12 protein-coding genes are annotated in these 18,323 nt (G+C 65.4%); 3 read left to right on the top strand and 9 right to left on the bottom strand.

What is annotated here, in order from left to right:
* Positions 1–119 precede the first annotated feature (119 nt).
* The 5 genes from E5673_RS14865 to E5673_RS14845 form a co-directional block, all read right to left on the bottom strand.
* Entirely contained in the window at positions 120–1,790 is a 1,671-nt protein-coding gene (locus E5673_RS14865; RefSeq protein ID WP_136190620.1) for a formate--tetrahydrofolate ligase, read from the bottom strand.
* Between the two features lie 123 nt (positions 1,791–1,913).
* Positions 1,914–2,399, bottom strand: coding sequence for a DUF4142 domain-containing protein (locus E5673_RS14860; protein ID WP_247599411.1), 486 nt, complete (start codon positions 2,397–2,399; stop codon positions 1,914–1,916).
* Positions 2,400–2,428: 29 nt separating this feature from the next.
* Entirely contained in the window at positions 2,429–3,214 is a 786-nt protein-coding gene (locus tag E5673_RS14855) for an SDR family NAD(P)-dependent oxidoreductase (RefSeq protein WP_136190619.1), read from the bottom strand.
* 12 nt (positions 3,215–3,226) lie between these two features.
* Positions 3,227–4,405 carry a zinc-dependent alcohol dehydrogenase gene (locus E5673_RS14850; RefSeq protein WP_136190618.1) on the bottom strand — a complete coding sequence of 393 codons (1,179 nt, stop codon included), beginning with the start codon at positions 4,403–4,405 and terminating at the stop codon, positions 3,227–3,229.
* The gene (locus E5673_RS14845; protein ID WP_136190617.1) at positions 4,405–4,986 is read right to left on the bottom strand and encodes an SRPBCC family protein; all 582 of its coding nucleotides are present in this window, start codon (positions 4,984–4,986) and stop codon (positions 4,405–4,407) included. The genes E5673_RS14850 and E5673_RS14845 overlap by 1 nt, the downstream gene beginning before the upstream one ends.
* Positions 4,987–5,243: 257 nt before the next feature.
* Between E5673_RS14845 and E5673_RS14840 the strand changes: the two genes are divergently transcribed.
* The gene (locus tag E5673_RS14840; protein ID WP_136190616.1) at positions 5,244–6,839 is read left to right on the top strand and encodes an isocitrate lyase; all 1,596 of its coding nucleotides are present in this window, start codon (positions 5,244–5,246) and stop codon (positions 6,837–6,839) included.
* Between the two features lie 288 nt (positions 6,840–7,127).
* On the opposite strand, the gene E5673_RS14835 is transcribed toward E5673_RS14840, so the two are convergent.
* Both E5673_RS14835 and E5673_RS14830 read right to left on the bottom strand, forming a co-directional pair.
* Positions 7,128–10,250, bottom strand: a complete 3,123-nt coding sequence (locus E5673_RS14835; RefSeq protein ID WP_136190615.1) for a PAS domain-containing protein — start codon at positions 10,248–10,250, stop codon at positions 7,128–7,130.
* A gap of 355 nt (positions 10,251–10,605) precedes the next feature.
* Positions 10,606–12,159, bottom strand: a complete 1,554-nt coding sequence (locus tag E5673_RS14830; protein ID WP_136190614.1) for an aldehyde dehydrogenase (NADP(+)) — start codon at positions 12,157–12,159, stop codon at positions 10,606–10,608.
* A gap of 413 nt (positions 12,160–12,572) precedes the next feature.
* Here E5673_RS14830 and E5673_RS14825 point away from each other — a divergent pair, with 413 nt between their 5' ends.
* On the top strand, positions 12,573–13,664 hold the full coding sequence (locus E5673_RS14825; protein ID WP_136190613.1) for a LacI family DNA-binding transcriptional regulator: 1,092 nt from the start codon (positions 12,573–12,575) through the stop codon (positions 13,662–13,664).
* An 81-nt stretch (positions 13,665–13,745) separates the two neighbouring features.
* Entirely contained in the window at positions 13,746–15,524 is a 1,779-nt protein-coding gene (locus tag E5673_RS14820; RefSeq protein ID WP_136190612.1) for an IlvD/Edd family dehydratase, read from the top strand.
* Between the two features lie 420 nt (positions 15,525–15,944).
* Here E5673_RS14820 and E5673_RS14815 read toward each other — a convergent pair whose 3' ends face one another.
* Together E5673_RS14815 and E5673_RS14810 are read right to left on the bottom strand one after the other, a co-directional pair.
* Positions 15,945–17,354, bottom strand: coding sequence for a sugar porter family MFS transporter (locus E5673_RS14815; RefSeq protein WP_210731878.1), 1,410 nt, complete (start codon positions 17,352–17,354; stop codon positions 15,945–15,947).
* Positions 17,355–17,432: 78 nt separating this feature from the next.
* Positions 17,433–18,323 carry an SMP-30/gluconolactonase/LRE family protein gene (locus E5673_RS14810; RefSeq protein ID WP_247599410.1) on the bottom strand — a complete coding sequence of 297 codons (891 nt, stop codon included), beginning with the start codon at positions 18,321–18,323 and terminating at the stop codon, positions 17,433–17,435.

The following is an 18,323-nucleotide window of genomic DNA, read 5'->3' as shown; positions in this document are numbered from 1 at the left end:
CCAGGGGGAGGTGGCTGGCACTTGCCAGACGGAGGGGGAGGTACGCGAAACGCTTGTTCCTTGTCCGCCCCCTCCGTCACCTTCGGTGCCACCTCCCCCTGGCGGGGGAGGATTGAGACTTAGAATAATCCTTCGATCAGCCCCTCGTTATTCAACCGGATCGCCTCGGCGGCCGAAACGCGCGGCAGGCCCGGCATGGTCATGATCTCTCCGCAGATCGCCACCACGAACCCGGCACCTGCCGCTAGCCGCACTTCGCGCACCGGCACGATATGCCCGGTCGGTGCACCAAGCAGGGCAGGGTCGGTCGAGAAGCTGTACTGCGTCTTCGCGAGGCAGACGGGCAGGTGACCGTATCCGGCATCCTCCCAGCGCTTCAACTGAGCGAGCACGCTGGGCTCGGCGACGGCGTGCTCGGCACGATAGATGCGGCGTGCAACGGTATCGATCTTGTCGAACAACGACAGTTCGTCGCCATAGATCGGCGCGAACCCGCCCCCGTGCGTGTCGCACAGTTCGGCGACCGCGTCGGCCAGTTCGACGGCACCGGCACCACCCTCGGCCCAATGCCGGCAGAGGATCGCGCGCGCGCCGTGATGTGCGGCGGCCTCGACGATCGCGGCGATCTCCGCATCGCTGTCGGTGTAGAAATGGTTGATCGCGACGACCGCGGGCACGCCGAACTGGCGGATGTTCTCGATATGACGGACGAGATTGACCGCGCCCCGTCGTACCGCGTCGACGTCCTCGCGTCCCAGGTCGGCCTTGGCGACGCCACCGTTCATCTTCAGCGCACGCGCGGTCGCGACGATCACGACCGCGTCGGGGGCCAGCCCCGCCTGGCGGCACTTGATGTCGAAAAACTTTTCCGCGCCGAGATCCGCGCCGAAGCCCGCCTCGGTCACCACGTAATCGCCGAGCGACAGCGCTGCCCGCGTCGCGATTACCGAGTTGCAGCCATGCGCGATGTTGGCGAATGGCCCGCCGTGGAGGAACGCGGGCGTCCCTTCCAGCGACTGGACGAGGTTCGGCTTGATCGCCTCCGCCAGCAGCACCGCCATCGCGCCGTCCGCCTTCAAGTCGCGCGCGGTGATCGGCTTGCGGCCCCGCGTGTAGGCGACGACGATATCGCCCAGCCGCCGCTCCATGTCCGCGAGCCCGTCGGCGAGGCAAAGGATCGCCATCACCTCCGACGCGACCGTGATGTCGAAGCCCGATTCGCGGGGATAGCCGTTGGCGACGCCACCGATCGACTGGACGATGTCGCGCAGCGCACGGTCGTTCATGTCGAGCACGCGCCGCCAGACCACGCGGCGGACGTCGATCTGGAGCGCGTTGCCCCAGTGGATGTGGTTGTCGATCATCGCCGCGAGCAAATTGTGCGCCGCGGTGATCGCGTGGAAATCGCCGGTGAAGTGGAGGTTGATGTCCTCCATCGGCGCCACCTGCGCACGACCGCCACCGGTCGCACCGCCCTTGGTCCCGAAGCACGGGCCCAGCGAGGGTTCGCGAAGGGCGAGCACGGCCTTGCGCCCGGTATGCCGGAGCGCGTCGGCGAGCCCGATCGAGGTCGTGGTCTTGCCTTCGCCTGCCGGGGTCGGATTGATCGCGGTGACGAGGATGAGCTTGCCGTTGGGCGAAGACTTGCGTGCGTTCAGCCATTCGAGCGAGATCTTCGCCTTGTACCGGCCATAAGGCTCGATCGCGTCGTCGGGAATGTGCAGGCTCTCGGCGATGGCGGCGATAGGGCGCAGGGCGACGCTGCGAGCGATGGCGATATCGGTTTCCATGAGTCCCGGCCTAGCGGGCCCGGAGATAGCTTTCCAGACTGTTGGGCGTCCCGAATGCAGAACGGCGCCTGCTTTTTAAGGCAGGCGCCGTCGGTATCTGGCAATCAGTGAAACGACGCGAGATTACATCGTCTGCAGTTCGGTAATGTGCGACTGGACGACTGGTACGATTCCGGCTGCAACAGTCTTCAGGCCCGCCACGGTGCCCTTGTTCGCATAGCCCTGCTGCAACGTCAGCGCCTTGGCATGCGCCGCCTTCTGCTGCGTCACGTACAGCCGGTCGCGCGCCGTGCCCTTCGCCGCGCGAAGTGCCGCGACGTTCTTCGCGCCCATCGGATCGAGCTTGGGTGGTGCGACCTTCACATGCGCCGCCATCGCCGCCGCCTTCACGTCCTCGGTGCTCTTGGTGTGATCGGTGATCATCATCTGCGCGAAGCTCTTAAGCTTCGGATTGGTGGTCGTCTCGAGCAGGATCTGGCTCGACGTCTTCTCGTACAGGTCGCCGGCACCGGCCTTCATTACGTAAGTCGAAGCGGGCATCGGCGCCTGTGCCGAGACAGCGGCGATCGGCAGCGCGATCAGCGCGGCGGCAGTCAGAAATCGTGTCATGGTCTTCTCTCTCCTGTTGAACCTTTAGCTTAGTCGTTCGCGGTGCCAGGCTCGGCCATCTTGCGGTGCATCTCGGCGAGCACGGCGTTGGGCGTGACGTTGGCGATCGCCGACTGGATCTTGTTCTTCCAGCCCGACACGACCGCGGACTTGCCGGACATCAGCGCGTCCCAGCCGTCCTTCGCCACGTCCGCGGGATCGCTTTTCTTGGGATCGGTCCCGACATCGGTGTCCATCATGTGCGCGCGATCGAAGAACTCGGTGTCGACCGGGCCGGGCATCAGGTTGGTCAGCGTGACGCCGTCTGCATCCTTGATCTCGTTCTGGATCGCGGCAACGAAGCTGTCGACGAAGCTCTTCGTGCCGTTGTACACCGCCTGGAACGCACCGGGGATGTAGCCTGCGATCGACCCGGTCACGAGCACCTTGCCGGTGTTGCGCGCGACCATCGGCGGCAACACCTTCTGCAACAGATACGCCGTGCCGACGACGTTGGTGTCGACGACCTTGCGCCACTCCGCGAGGTCCTGATCAAGGAACGCCTTGCCAAGCCCGCGCCCGGCGTTCGCGCAGACCAGGTCGATCGTCCGGCCGTTCGTCGCCGCCAAAAGCTGGTCGACGCCTTCGATCGTCGAGAGATCGGCCTGGAGCGACTGAACATCGGTGCCGAACTGCTTGAAGTCCTGCGCGGCGGCGTCGATCAACGCCTCGTCCGCCACGACGAGAATGTCGTAGCCGTCCTTCGCCGCCAGCGTCGCCAGTTCGAAGCCGATGCCCGTCGAGGCGCCGGTGATGATCGCGAATTTATCAGCCATTGTCAGTCATCCTCAGTTGAAGCCGGGCTTGAGCACGACCTTCGTCACTTCGTTCTGGTTGTTCTTGAACATGTCGTAGCCCTTGGGGGCGTCCTCCAGGTCCATGCGGTGCGAGATCAGGAAGGTGGTGTCGATCTTGCCCTCCATGATCGCGTTGAGCAGCGCGGGCATGTAATGCTGGACATGCGTCTGACCGGTCTTGAGCGTCAGCCCCTTCTCCATGAAGGCGCCGAGCGGAAACTTGTCGACGAACCCGCCGTACACGGCAGGCATCGACACCCGCCCGCCCTTGCGACACGCAATGATCGCCTGGCGGATCGAGTGCGTCCGATCGGTGCCGAGGAACGTCGACGCCTTGATCTGATCAACGACGTTGTCGACGAAGAAGCCGTGTGCCTCGAGCCCAACGCTGTCGATGACGGCGTCGGGGCCGATGCCGCCGGTCATTACCATCAATGCCTCGTAGACGGCCGATTGCTCGTAGTTGATCGTCTCGGCGCCGAACTTCTTGGCAAGCTCCAGTCGGTGCGGGAAGTGGTCGATCGCGATGACGCGTTCGGCGCCCATCAGGAACGCCGACTGCACCGCGAACAGCCCGACCGGACCGCAACCCCACACAGCGACCGTGTCGCCGGGTTCGATCTGTGCGTTCTCCGCCGCCATCCAGCCGGTCGGCAGGATGTCGGAGAGGAACAACACCTTCTCGTCGTCCACACCGTCGGGAATGACGATCGGGCCGACGTCGCTGAACGGCACGCGGACATATTCGGCTTGGCCGCCGGCATAGCCACCGGTCATGTGGCTGTAACCGAACAGGCCGGACATGGGCTGGCCGTAGATTTCCTGCGCGATGTCCTGGTTGTCGGCGGGGAGGCCGTTGTCGCACGCCGAATACTGGTGCTTGCCGCAATGGTAGCAACTGCCGCAGGCGATCGTGAACGGGACGACGACCTTCTGGCCCTTCTTCAGCGTCGACTTCGCGCCGACCTCGACGACTTCGCCCATGAATTCGTGGCCAAGGATATCGCCGGCCTGCATCGTCGGGATATAGCCGTCGTACAGATGCAGATCGGAACCGCATATCGCGGTCGCGGTGACCTTGATGATGCAATCACGCTGGTTGACGATTTCGGGATCGTCGACCGTATCTACGCGGACGTCGTGCTTACCGTGCCATGCCAGAGCGCGCATCAGGCGAGTTCCTCTTCATGCTGCTTGCGGTTCATCGCGGCAGTCGCGATCTCGCCGGTTTCCATCAACTGCTTGAAACGGCGTAGGTCTCGGCGGGCCTGGATCGCGGGTTCGCGCTGAAACATCTTGGCGATCAGCTTGCCGATCACGCCACCCGGCGGATCGTACAGGATGGTCGCAACGACCACCGTGCCGCGCGCGCCCGCATCCCGAAACTCGACGCGGCCGCTGTTAGGCACGTCGGCACCATCCTCCGACGACCATGCGATGAAGCTGTCCTGCGCTTCATCAGTAACCGCCGACGTCCATTCATAGGATTTGCCCGCCGGACCCTTGACCACCCAATGCGAGCGGCGCTGGTCGAGGACGTCGATACGCTCGACATTCTCCATGAAGGTCGGAAGGTTTGCGAAGTCGCGAAAATAGGCGAACAGTTCGCCGACCGGGCGATTGATCGTAACCGCACGGGCAACGATGCTGCTGCCCTTGCCGTCCGCAAGGTCCCGCGTCGCGTCCGCTACAGCGTCGCTTCGCTTGGACGTGCTTAGTGGGGCGTCATCTCTTGGATCGCTTTCAGTCATCACCGTCTCCTGGCTGCGAAGTCCTTCCAACAGTGTCCGAAGACCTATGTTCCGCCGCCTCGGTCTTGAATTTGCAAGACTTGATATCGATCAGGACATTCGGCCCCGCGCGAAATCCGCCTAGTGTCACGAAGTTTACATCGTCACATTCGGGAAGCACCGTTCGTTACACACGCACGCCAATCTCGGCGCGATTTGGCCACTTAACCATGTAAATATACCTACAGGTCGATCATCGCAGCAGACGAGGATCGCCCGTGACCTACCAGACGCACATCGCCCAGTTGACCAACCTCATTGCCGACCAGAACGGCACGTGGGACGCGATCTCGCCCGAGTCCGTCGCGCGGATGCGGTTGCAGAACCGGTTCACCACGGGCCTCGACATCGCGCGCTATACCGCAGCGATCATGCGCAAGGACATGGCAGCCTATGACGCGGACCCGGCGCACTACACGCAGTCGCTCGGCTGCTGGCACGGGTTCATCGCGCAGCAGAAGATGATCAGCATCAAGAAGCATTTCGGCACCACCGACCGCCGGTATCTTTACCTTTCCGGCTGGATGGTCGCGGCGATGCGGAGCGAATTTGGCCCGCTGCCCGACCAGTCGATGCACGAGAAAACGAGCGTCCCCGCGTTGATCGAGGAACTCTACACCTTCCTCCGGCAGGCCGATGCACGCGAACTCGGCATGATGTTCCGCGACGTCGATGCGGCGCGCGCTGCCGGTAACGCGATCGAGGAACAGCGCCTGCTCAATGCGATCGAGAACCACCAGACGCACGTTGTGCCAATCATCGCCGACATCGATGCGGGCTTCGGCAATGCGGAGGCGACCTATCTGCTCGCGCGGAAGATGATCGAGGCGGGAGCCTGCGCGCTCCAGATCGAGAACCAGGTCAGCGACGAAAAGCAATGCGGCCACCAGGACGGCAAGGTCACCGTTCCGCACGAGGACTTTCTCGCGAAGGTCCGCGCCTGCCGCTACGCGTTCCTCGAACTCGGCGTGGAGGATGGCATCATCGTCACGCGCACCGACTCGCTCGGTGCCGGCCTCACCAAGCAGATCGCGGTCAGCAAGGAAGCGGGCGACCTCGGCGACCAGTATAACTCGTACCTCGATTGCGAGGAGATCGACCCGGCGACGGCGCAGAACGGCGACGTCATCCTCAACCGCGACGGCAAGCTGCTCCGTCCCAAGCGCCTGCCGTCGAACCTGTTCCAGTTCCGCGCGGGGACCGGCGAGGATCGCTGCGTAATGGACTGCATCGCGTCGCTACAGAACGGCGCCGACCTGCTGTGGATCGAGACCGAAAAGCCGCACATCGAGCAGATCGCCGGCATGGTCGACCGCATCCGTGAGGCCGTCCCCAATGCGAAGCTCGTCTATAATAACTCGCCAAGCTTCAACTGGACGTTGAACTTCCGCCAGCAGGTTTTCGATGCCTGGTCGGCTGCGGGTGACGACGTGTCGGCCTATGATCGCGCGCGGCTCATGAGCGTCGATTACGACGGCACGACGCTCGCGGACGAAGCCGACGAACGCATCCGCACCTTCCAGGCGGATTCGGCCAAGCGCGCAGGCATCTTCCACCATCTGATCACGCTGCCGACGTATCACACGGCGGCGCTCTCGACCGACAATCTCGCCAAGGAGTATTTCGGGGATGCGGGGATGCTCGGTTATGTGAAGGGCGTCCAGCGCAAGGAAATCCGCGAGGGGATCGCCTGCGTGAAGCACCAGAACATGTCTGGTTCGGATCTTGGCGACGACCACAAGGAGTATTTCGCGGGTGAGGCGGCTCTGAAGGCGGGCGGCGCGCATAATACGATGAACCAGTTTGCGGCGTGATGCCCTAGCCGGAGCGAAAGCTCCGGCGCGGATCCGGCATCGCGCCCGGCCGGCGGGGCCAAAAGCCCCGTCCGACGACGCGGCTTTGCCGCGGCGCTAAGGCTTGTCTCGACTATGCTAGCCTTGATCGACAGTCGCGCCTGCCAATCCTCCCCCGCCAGGGGGAGGTGTCGCCGAAGGTGACGGAGGGGGAGGACACGGAACAGAGGTCACCTGGTCCTCCCCCTCCGTCAGGCTACGCCTGCCACCTCCCCCTTGCGGGGGAGGATCGTTAGGCTGCCGACCGGCTTACTCCGCCGAGTCCACCCTGTCCGCCGCAAGCGGTACCGCCAGCGCCGTCTCACCCAACGATGCCAGCACCGCCGCCGTCAGCGCATCGAGCCCGTACGGCTTCTCCAGCATAATCGCATCCGTATCGCCCTCGACCGACGCAGTGTCTCCGCTCGCGAAGACGATCCCGACACCCGGCCGCAGCGCGCGCGCGGTGCGGGCGAAGTCCGGGCCCGACACGCCAGGCAGGTTGATGTCGGTCACCAGCGCGTCGATCGGCACGGTCTGAAGCGCAGTCATCGCATCCTCCGCGCTCGCCGCGTCGACCACCACGAAGCCGCTGCCTTGCAGCATCTCGGCAGTGTTCGCGCGGATCATCTCGTCGTCCTCGACCAGCAGGACGGTGCGCCGTGCCGACGCGTCCAGCCGTCGCTCCGCTTCGATCCGCGCATCGCGAGCGACCTTGGCGGCAGGTGAATCGCCGCGCTGCCGATTGGCCAGCACTTCGCGGAATTTCCTTGCCAGCGCCTCGCGCGAATACGGCTTCGACAACAGGTCGACGCCGGCATCGAGCTTGCCGCCGTGCACGATCGAGTTCTCGGTATAGCCCGACGTGAACAGCACCACGAGATTGGGCAGCCGCTCCTTCGCCTTGCGCGCGAGTTCCGGGCTTTTCAGCGTTCCAGGCATCACCACGTCGGTGAACAGGATGTCGATCGGCACGCCGCTCTCGACCACGTTGAGCGCGCTGGCCGCGTCGACCGACTTCAGGACGCTGTAGCCGAGATCGGTCAGCAGCTCGACCACGGTGGTGCGAACCTCGTCGTCGTCCTCGACCACCAGCACCGTCTCCGTGCCGCCACAGATCGGCCCCGCATCGGCGACGACCTCGACGTCCTCGCTCTCCATCGCACGCGGCAGATAAAGCTTGATCGTGGTGCCTTCGCCGACCTCCGAATAGATCTTCACATGGCCGCCGGACTGTTTGACGAAGCCGTAGACCATCGACAGGCCCAAGCCCGAGCCCTTGCCTTCGCTCTTGGTCGAGAAGAACGGTTCGAACACCTTCTCGATGATTTCAGGGCTCATGCCGCTGCCCGTGTCGGATACCGCGAGCAGGACGTATTGCCCGGCTTCGACCTCCTCGTGGCTGCGGGCATAGGCATCGTCGAGATGCGCATTGCCGAGTTCGATGGTGAGCTTGCCCTGGCCGTCCATTGCGTCGCGCGCGTTGATCGCGAGGTTTAGCAGCGCGTTTTCGATCTGCGCGGGGTCGATGAAGGTGTTCCAGAGGCCGCCGCCGACCACGGTCTCGATTTCGACCCCTTCGCCGATCGCGCGGCGCAGCATGTCGTCCATCCCGCGCACGAACCGCGTGACGTTGACGACCTTGGGCTCGAGCGCCTGGCGACGCCCGAACGCGAGCAATTGCGAGGCGAGCTTCGAGCCGCGCGTGACGCCGGCCATAGCGTTGGCGACCCAGCGCTCCGCACGCTCGTTGCCGGCGAGGTTCTTGCCGAGCAGCTGGAGATTGCCCGAGACGACCTGGAGCAGGTTGTTGAAGTCGTGCGCGACGCCGCCGGTCAACTTGCCGACGGTCTCCATCTTCTGCGATTGCGCGAGCTTGGCTTCGGCCTCGCGGCGCTCGCCGATCTCGGCGATGACGCGCGCCTCCAGCGTCTCGTTGAGCTGGCGGAGCTGATCCTCGGCACGCTCGCGGTGGCGGACCTGGCGGGCGAGCGCTTCGGCCTGTTCGCGCAAGGCGGCCTCGGCGGCGCGCTGATGCGTGATGTCGGTGTGGACGCCGACCCATTCGATGACTTCGCCCGCCGAATCGAGGATCGGCAGGCTGCGTACGGCGAAGGTACGCCAGGCGCCGCAATGGCGGCGGACGCGGTGTTCGAACACGAACATCGACTTGTTCAGGACGGCCGCGGTCCACGCCTTTATCGTCGATGCGACGTCGTCGGGGTGGATCGCGTCGGCCCAGCCGAAATTCTGGTATTCGTCGATCGACTGGCCGGTGAGCGTCGCCCAGCCGGGTTGCTCGCCGATCATCCGGCCATCGGGGCTGTTGGTCCAGAGCACGCCGTGGACCGCGTCCATCGCGGTGCGGAAGCGGCCGTTGCTGATGCCGAGTGCGGCCTCGCGTTCGGCGCGGTCCTCGACGTCGATGCCGAGCACGTAGATGCCGGCGATCGAGCCGTCCGCCTGGACATGCGGAACATAGCGGAATTCGGAGCGGCGCGGACGGCCGTCGCGGTGCGGGAAGACGGTCTGCGCGATGAAGCTCTCGCCGGCCAGCGCGCGCTCGAACGATGGGCGGCGATCCTGGTAGACCGCGTCCCCGAGCACTTCGCGGACGGACTTGCCGATCATCGACTCGGGCGCGACGCCGAGCCACTCGTCATATTGCGCGTTGGCGAGACGATAGACGTGATCGCGGTCGATGTACGAGATCAGCATCGGCACGGCATCGGTGACACGGCGCAGTTCGGCTTCGCTGGCGGCGAGGCGGTGCTCCGCTTCGACGCGGCCGCTATTGTCGACCATCGTGCACAGGACGCCGCCGACCGTGCCGCCGGCGCAGTAGACGGGCGTGTAGAACAGGTCGAGCGTCAGCGTTTCGGGGCCTTCGGGACGCTGGAACAGGATCGGCTGGTCGCGGTAGGCGACGGTCTCGCCGCGGAGGCCAGCTTCGAGGACCGCGCGGTTCCAGTCCCAGACTTCCGGGAAGGCGGTCGCGACCGGGTTGCCGAGCGCGGCCGGGTGGCGGTCTCCTGCGACGGCGCGGTAGCTGTCGTTGTAGAGCATGACGTGCTCGGGCCCCCACATCACGACCTTGGCGACGGGGGAGTTGAGGATGTTGGCAAGCGTGACGCGGAGTTCGGCGGGCCACGAGTCGATCGGGCCAAGCGAGGTCGCGCTCCAGTCGCGCTGGCGCACGAGCATCCCGCATTCGCCGCCGCCGATCAGGATTTCGGCGGGTGCGGCCGAGGCGGCGCTGCGGTCGCGCATCTGCTCGAGCGCGGTGCGGACGATGGCGGCGGCGTCGCCGTGCCCTCCGTCGGTCAATTCGTCGATGTAGCTGCCGAGGTCTGCGGGCAGGGAAATAATGCGCGACGAGTCAGGCGTTGTCATGCCGGACTAGTGGGTATCGCGCGCGCGCGTGTCAATGATTAGGGGTGTGGGGGAGGGGGGCGGATCGCGCATCCATCCGGGCATACCCACTTAGTTCCACCCCGGCGAAAGCCGGGGCCCAGTTGGGGGACGTCGCTAACGGAGCGTTGCCCTTCGTTATCGCCACCTCTCCAACTGGGCCCCGGCCTTCGCCGGGGTGGTGGCCGGCAAGCCGGGATGGTAGCCAGTAAAAAGCGTTCGAACCTAAGCATGTTTCCCCGCGAAGCCGGGGACCCAGACTGGGCTCCCGCCTTCGCGGGAGAACAAGGAAGGACGGGCTGTCGTTCGGCAGCGCGCCCTTCCTTCTCTCCTCCGATCACCCCTCGGTGCGTGGCAAGCCCAGCGGGTTGTCGTGCTTGACCGCCTTCGGCAGCAGCGCGTCCGGCAGGTCCTGGTAGCAGACCGGGCGCAGGAAGCGCTCGATAGCAGCCGTACCGACCGAGGTCGTGCGCGGATCCGACGTCGCCGGGAAAGGCCCACCGTGAACCATTGCAGGAGCAACCTCGACGCCGGTCGGCCAGCCGTTCGCGAGGATGCGACCGGCCTTGCGTTCCAGCACCGGCACCAGCGTCGCAGCGTCCGCGTAATCGCCTTCGTCGATCTGCAGCGTGATCGTCAGCTGACCCTCGACCTGTTCGAGAACCTGGCGGACCTCGGCGAGGTCGGCGCAGCGGACGATGATCGAGGCAGCCCCGAAAACTTCATGCGACAGCGCAGGGTCGGCGACGAACGCCTTGCCGGTGGTGGAGAACAACGCCGCACGACCGCGGTTTGCGCCTTCGGCTTCGGTGCCGCGAGCGAGCGTCTCGACCGCATTGTGACCGGCAAGCGCGGCGACGCCCTTGTCGTAGCTGGCATGGATGCCGGGGGTCAGCATGACCTGCGGCGCAGCTTCGCCAAGCGCAGCGGCGGCGGCTTCGACGAATTTGTCGAGGTCAGGACCATCGACCGCGACGACGATGCCGGGATTGGTGCAGAACTGCCCCGAGCCCATCGTCAGCGAACCGACATAGGCCTTGCCGAGTGCTTCGCCGCGCGCCGCAAGCGCCGCGGGGAACAGGATGACGGGGTTGACGCTGCTCATCTCGGCATAGACCGGGATCGGCTCGGGGCGGGCTGCGGCGAGTGCCACCAGGGCCAAGCCACCGCCGCGCGAGCCGGTGAAGCCGACCGCCTTGATGCGCGCGTCCTTGACGAGCGCGGCGCCGAGTTCGTTCGCGGGACCCTGGACCAGCGAGAACACGCCCTCGGGCAGCCCACACTTGGCAACCGCGGCCTGGATCGCCTTGCCGACCATGACCGACGTGCCGGGATGCGCGGGGTGGCCCTTGACCACGACCGGGCAACCGGCGGCAAGTGCCGAGGCGGTGTCACCACCTGCAACCGAGAAGGCGAGCGGGAAGTTCGAGGCGCCGAACACCGCGACCGGGCCGACCGCGATCCGGCGTTGGCGCAGGTCCGCGCGGGGAGCGGGCTTACGATCGGGCTGTGCCTCGTCGATGATGACCGAGGCCCAGGTGCCGGCGCGGAGATGCTTGGCGAACAGGCGGAGCTGGCCGGTGGTACGGCCGCGCTCGCCTTCGAGGCGTGGGCGGGGCAGGCCGCTCTCCTGGATCGCACGAGCGACGAGCGGCTCGTGGATCGCCTCGATCTCGTCGGCGATCGTCTCGAGGAATTTCGCGCGCGTTTCGGGATCGGTTTCGCGGAAGGTATCGAACGCTGCTTCGGCGAGCTTGCAGGCTTCCGCGACGTCTTCTTCACTCGAAACGGCAAAAGCGGGTTCGATCTTGGCGTCGGTCGACGGATCGATCGCGAGGAAGGTGACGTCGCTGTCTACGGCGCGCGCGCCGATCGGGAAGGTACCGTCCATGTCAGTTCTCCAAATCAAATCGAGGGACGCGCCAACCGGAACGGCGGTGCGTCGGGAAATCGTCGGCTAAGATGCGCGGCGGCCGCAAAGGTCGCGCTATCACTCTCGGCACATGCTCCAATGTGGTGCGAAGGCGAACCATGTTCCAGTGCGTAGCAGCAGTCGCGGACGGCAATGTGACACCGAGGCCATGGCTTGGGTAGAGTGTACGGATCAGATCGTATCGCACGCGCACTCCCCGTCCGTTCCAAATATGCTTGCTGCCCGGTAAGGCAAAACCGATTGTCCGACTAATCTTGGGAGCGATAACACGCAAGAGCGAACGGCCGCGGCACGATGTTCTCTGAGTATACGACCACGGTAACTCAGATTACATGCTGATAATATTGCGATCACCTGCTAAAAAGCGCGGCATGAGCCTCGCCACGCGCAAGCCGCGCAACACTTCGGGCCGCAGAAGCGGCGCACCCACCATTTCCGACGTCGCGGTTCTCGCAGGCGTCTCACCGATGACCGTCTCGCGCGTCATCAACGGGGAAGCGAAGGTCCGAGAGGCGACGCGCGAGGCGGTTAACGTGGCGATCGACACGCTTCGATACGCGCCCAACCGCGCCGCGCGCAGCTTGGCCGGCGGCGGGCAGATGCGGATCGGCCTGCTCTACAGCAACCCGAGCGCTGCGTATCTGAGCGAGTTCCTGGTCGGCAGCCTCGAACAGGCGAGCCGCAGCGACGTGCAGTTGATCGTCGAGAAATGCGACATCGGCGACCATGAGATCGAGGTCGCGCGGCATATGATCGAGAGCGGGATCGACGGCGTCATCCTGCCGCCGCCGCTCTGCGATTCGCGCGCGGTGCTCGACGTGCTGACGGAGGCCGGCGTGCCGACCGTGGTCGTCGCGACCGGGTCTCCGCCGGAAGGGTCGGCCGCCGTCACGATCGACGATTTCGAAGCGGCCCGCGCGATGACCGAACACCTTGTTAAGCTGGGTCATTCGCGGATCGGGTTCATCATCGGCAACCCGAACCAGACCGCGAGCCGGCTTCGTCACGAGGGGTATCTCGCGGCGATCGCCGATGCCGGTCTGGCGCCGGATGAGTCGCTGGTGGTGGGCGGCTTGTTCACCTATCGCTCCGGTCTCGACGGTGCCGAGCAATTGCTCGACGCGAAGGATGCGCCCACCGCGATCTTCGCCAGCAACGACGACATGGCTGCGGCGACCGTCGCGGTCGCGCATCGCCGCGGCCTCGACGTGCCGGGCGACCTGACGGTGTGCGGGTTCGACGACAGCGCGCTTGCGACGACGATCTGGCCCGAACTGACGACGATCCACCAGCCGATCGCCGACATGTCGCGCGCGGCGGTCGAGCTGCTCGTCTCGGCGATCTTCAATCGTCGCAGCGGCGGCAAGGATGCGAATGGCCATGTCGTTCTCGATTACACGCTGGTCCGCCGTCAGTCGGACGCTGCGCCGCGTCGCCGACCACCGTCGCGCGTTCACGCATAGTATCGACTGGCGCTTGACCGACCGACGACCGTCGCGGTAGCGCTCCCATGAGATAACAGACCGCGTTCAGGAGAGTTTGCAGTGGACCGTGTACCGGTGAAGCCGTTCCGATCGCGCGACTGGTTCGCCGATCCCGCCCGCTCGGACATGACCGCGCTCTATCTCGAACGCTTCATGAATTACGGGCTGACCCCGGCGGAGTTGCGCTCGGGAAGGCCGATCATCGGCATCGCGCAGTCGGGCAGCGACCTTTCGCCGTGCAACCGCATCCATCTGGAACTCGCCAAGCGAACGCGGGACGGGATTCGTGATGCGGGCGGCATCGCGATGGAGTTCCCGGTCCATCCTATCTTCGAGAATTGCCGGCGGCCGACCGCGGCGCTCGATCGCAACCTGGCGTATCTGGGGCTGGTCGAGACGCTTTACGGCTATCCAATCGACGCGGTCGTGCTGACCACCGGCTGCGACAAGACCACGCCGTCGGGGATCATGGCGGCGTCGACGGTCGATATTCCGGCGATCGTGCTGTCGGGCGGTCCGATGCTCGATGGCTGGCATGACGGCGAGCTGGTCGGCTCGGGAACGGTGATCTGGCGTAGCCGGCGCAAGCTGGCGGCGGGCGAGATCGACGAGGAGGAATTCCTCAACCGCGCCACCGACAGCGCGCCGTCCGCCGGGCATTGCAACACGATGGGCACGGCCTCGACGATGAACGCGGTCGCCGAGGCGCTCGGGTTGTCGCTGACCGGGTGCGCGGCGATTCCCGCGCCGTACCGCGAGCGCGGCCAGATGGCGTACGAGACCGGGCGGCGGATCGTCGAGATGGCGTATGAGGACCTGCGCCCGTCGACGATTCTCACGCGCGACAGCTTCCTCAACGCGATCCGCGTGGTCAGTGCGATCGGCGGGTCGAGCAACGCGCAGCCGCATATCATGGCGATGGCGCAGCATGCGGGGGTGACGCTGTATCCGGAAGATTGGTCGGATCACGGCTATGACCTGCCGTTGCTTGTCAACATGCAGCCCGCGGGCAAGTATCTCGGCGAGCGGTTCCACCGGGCGGGCGGCGTGCCCGCGGTGCTGCATGAGCTGATTGCGGGCGGGAAGCTCGACACGAGCTGCCTGACGGTCACCGGGCGGTCGATCGGCGAGAACATCGCTGGCCGCGAGACGCGCGATCGCGAGATGATCAAGCCGTTCGATGCGCCGATGATGGAGCGCGCCGGCTTCCTGGTGCTGAAGGGCAACCTGTTCGATTTCGGGATCATGAAGACGTCGGTGATCTCGCCGGCGTTCCGCGAGCGGTATCTCTCGACGCCGGGCGCGGAAGATCGGTTCGAGGCGCGGGCGATCGTGTTCGAGGGTTCGGACGACTATCACCACCGGATCAACGATCCCGCGCTCGACATCGACGAGGGCTGTATCCTGGTGATCCGCGGGGCGGGGCCGATCGGCTGGCCGGGCTCGGCGGAAGTCGTCAACATGCAGCCGCCCGACGCGCTGATCCAGCGCGGTGTCCTGGCGCTGCCGACGCTCGGCGACGGGCGGCAGTCGGGGACGTCGGACAGTCCGTCGATCCTGAACGTGTCGCCTGAGAGTGCTGTCGGCGGCGGGTTATCGTGGATCCGGACGGGCGACGTGGTGCGAATCGATCTGGTCGCCGGGACCTGCGATGCGCTGGTCGAGCCCGACGAGATTGCGCGCCGCAAGGGCGAGGGGCTGCCGCCGGTACCCGAGAGCAATACGCCGTGGGAGGAATTGTACCGCGAGAAGACCGGGCAGCTGGCCGAGGGCGGCGTGCTCGATTTCGCCGTGAAGTATCGCGGGATTTCCGCGAAGACGCCTCGGCATAACCACTGAGGCGTGAGGCCTGAGGGCGGGGCTCGGTGTCTCGCCCCATCCTTAAGTCACTGATCATCTTCAGCGTCCAGAATGCATACTGTCTGACCTTTGCGATAAAAGCGCAAGGGTCAGCCAGTATGGTTTCGCGCCTCCGCTGGAGTGACCGAGGGAGGCGGTCAAGCGCCTCGAAACGCGGTATCATGAACCGAAGTCGTCCCTAAAAAGCACCTCCCCGGCGAAGGCCGGGGCCCAGTTGGGGGACGTTGCTAGCGGAGGAGGGGCCGCCGTTATTTCCGCCTCGCCAACTGGGCCCGCTTCCGCCGGGGTAGTGCTATCGTGGGGAGGACAATGGCGGTCTGACACGAACACGCCAAGTCGAACCCCGCGATGAATCGTACCTACCGGACCGCGACCCAAGCCGCGGTCCGGTGGTTGGCATTAGCCCACCATGTCTTCCAGCTCGCGGCCACGCGTTTCCGAAACCATCTTCCAGACGAAGAAGAACGAGACGAACGCCGACAAGGCGTAGAAGCCGTAAGTGAGCGACAGGCCGAGCGAGATCGCCATCGTGGGGAAGCTCACCGAGATCGCGAAGTTGGCGAACCACTGCGCGAAGCCCGCGACCGCCAGACCCGAACCACGGATCTGCGTCGGGAACATCTCTCCGAGCATCACCCACATGATCGGGCCCCAGCTCAGGTTGAAGAACACGACATACGCATTGGCGGCGATCAGTGCGATCAAGCCGTTGCGATCCGACAGGTGCAGCGAACCCTCGACGATCGCGCCGCTGGCGAAGCAGATCGCGACGATCGCCAGCGCGACGGTCATGCCCGCAGACCCGATCAGCAGGAGCGGCTTGCGGCCGACCTTGTCGACCAGCGCGACGGTGAGCAGGCAGGCGATGATCGACAGCGAGCCGGACAGGATGTTGATGAGCAGCGCATCGCTCTCGCTGAAGCCGACCGACTGCCACAGCACCGAACCGTAGTAGAACACGATGTTGATGCCGACGAACTGCTGGAAGATCGCGAGGCCGATGCCGGTCCAGACGATCGGGCGGATCTTGCCGCTCGCCTTGTCGATCAGGTCGGACAGCTTGGGACGATGCGCATCGACCGACAGCGAGCCGCGGATCTCGGCGACCTTGCGCGTGGCCTCGGCGGCACCGAACAGGCGCGTGAGGACGACCTGTGCTTCGTCGTAACGGCCCTTGAGAACCAGGAAGCGCGGGCTTTCGGGGATCAGGAACAGCGTCGCGAGATAGATCGCGGCGGGGATGACCTGCATCCAGAACATCCAGCGCCATGCCGGATAGTCGAGCCAGAACAACGCGGTCGAGGATCCGGCGATGCGCGCGAGATACCAGTTGGCGACGAATGCGCCGGTCAGGCCGGTGATGATCATGATCTGCTGGACGCTCGACAGCCGGCCGCGGACGTTCGCGGGAACGACTTCGGAGATGTAGACCGGGGCGAGCACGCTGGCGGCACCGATGCCGAGGCCGCCGACGATGCGGGCGAGCACGAACATCGTCGCCGAGGTTGCTGCACCCGCCGCGAGTGCGCTGACGATGAAGAGCACCGCGGCGATCATCATGACGTTGCGGCGGCCGAGGTTGTCGGCAAGCCGCCCGGCCATGAACGCGCCGACCGACGAGCCGATCAGGATCGCGCCGACGGTGAAGCCGGTGCCGAGCGACGACAGCGCGAACGTAGTCTCGAGCCCCGCCTGCGTGCCGTTGATGACGCCCGAGTCATAGCCGAACATGAACCCGCCGATGGTCGCGACGATGACGATCATCGCAATCAGGGCTCGGTTCACTTGGGGCGCGGATTCTGCCGCTATAGTCATTGGTTTTCCTCTCCGTGACGGCGCTCTAACGGCGACGCTTATCGTGAATGGGGTGTCGTAAAATTGGTTGCACTAAAGTGTGACGGGTTCGACCGGGACGCCGGGAATGGCGACGCGGAAGGTGAACAGGTTTCCTGCCAGCGGCTGGGCTGCGAGCGCTTCGTCGTCGAGGCCTTTCGCGGCGGTCGTCGCATAGGCGGTGCGACCGTCGGGCCCACCGAGCGCGATCTTGGTGATGTTCGCGACCGGGAAGCGGACGATGTCGGTGCAGGTACCATCCGGCGCGAACCGGCGTGCCGCCCAACCGCCGAAGAACCCGACCCAGACGCCGCCTTCGGAATCGCAGATCGCCCCGTCGGGGTAACCATCGTCGGGGTCGATCGTCAGGAAAAGGCGTGGCTCGCCGACATTACCGTCCGCGCCGATCGGGTAGGCGTCGATCCGCTTGCCGAGCGTGTCGACCGCATACAGCGTGCGGCCGTCGGGCGAGATCGCGGGGCCATTGGTGATCGCGACGGGCGGGATCTCCGTCTTGGTCAGTTCACCGTCATGCCAATGATAGACGTGGCCGGTGTCCTCGGATTCGGCATTGTCCATCGTCCCGAACCATACGCGCCCGGTGGGATCGCGCGCGGCATCGTTGAGACGATTGCCCGGAGTCTCGGCGTGGACGACCGCAATCTCGTCGAATGCGCCGGTGGCGGGATCGAACCGGTGGAGAGCGCCACGGACGCCGGCGAGAAACCTTCCATCGTCTGCCGGAATGATCCAGCCGATCTGGTCTGGCGCCTTCCAGGTGTCGAGCGCTCCCGTCGCCGGATCGAACCGGTGCACGCACGGCGACTTGATGTCGACGAACCAGAGCGCGGCATCGCGCGCGATCCAGATCGGGCCCTCGCCGAGCGTCGCGCCGACGTCGCAGATGCTTTCCGCGGTCGTTTCGACGGGAATTGCGCCGCTCAT

Source organism: Sphingomonas sp. PAMC26645, from assembly GCF_004795835.1.
Classification (GTDB): Bacteria; Pseudomonadota; Alphaproteobacteria; order Sphingomonadales; family Sphingomonadaceae; genus Sphingomonas.
The sequence above is the reverse complement of the archived record's forward strand: the minus strand, read 5'-3'. Positions and strand labels throughout refer to the sequence as shown.